At 74.5% G+C, this 761-nt stretch carries 1 pseudogene; it reads left to right on the top strand.

The window, feature by feature from the left end:
- Positions 1 to 473: pseudogene (locus B7767_RS43265) on the top strand (secretion protein EccC); the annotation flags it as partial.
- Between the last annotated feature and the right edge of the window lie 288 nt (positions 474 to 761).

The following is a 761-nucleotide window of genomic DNA, read 5'->3' as shown; positions in this document are numbered from 1 at the left end:
GGCGGGGGCACGCCGTGTCCCTGGACATGCTGCGGGACCTGGTGGACGGGGCGGCGCGGGCGGTCAAGCAGCGGGTTCCCGGGGAGGACATCGCCCCGTCGCGGATGCGGTTGTGCGACTGGTGGCAGGGGCCTCGGCTGTTCATCCTGGTCGACGACTACGACATGGTGGGCGGCGGGCCGATGACGCAGCCGTTCGCCCCGCTGCTCGACCATCTGGCGCTGGGGCACGAGGTGGGGCTGCACCTGGTGGTGGCGCGGTCGTCTGCGGGGGCCGGGCGAGGGCTCAACGAGTCGTTGCTGCGGCGGTTGCAGGAGGTCAACACGCCGGGGCTGCTGATGTCGTGTCCGCCGAGTGAGGGGTACCTGTTCGGGAGCGTGAAGGGGCGGGAGCTGATTCCGGGGCGGGCGGTCCGGATCGCCCGGCGCAAGACCTTGCAGGTGCAGACGGGGCTTGTGGGGGACGGGTCGTGAGGCGTCCGTGCGGGGTGGGCCGGGGTGTGCGGGGCGCCCGGCGTGGGTGCCGGCCGGGGGGTGTTCGCGCGGCCCGGCGCTTGCGGGGTGCCTCCCCCACTCTCGGCTTCGCTCGAGCGGGGGGACCCCCATCGCCCACCCGTGCCGCCCCTGGGGGTACCTCCCAGGCCCCTGAGGCACTGGGGGAGGCACGACTGCCCGCGGGAACGGCGGGGACAGGAGCGTTGCTAAGGGGTGGTCGGGGGGCGCCAGTTCCTGGTTCTGCCTCGGGGGACGACCGCCGCCAGG

The organism is Streptomyces sp. 13-12-16 (genome assembly GCF_002114215.1).
Classification (GTDB): domain Bacteria; phylum Actinomycetota; class Actinomycetes; order Streptomycetales; family Streptomycetaceae; genus Streptomyces.
Note: the sequence above shows the minus strand (reverse complement) of the source record. Positions and strands in the feature narration are given on the sequence as shown.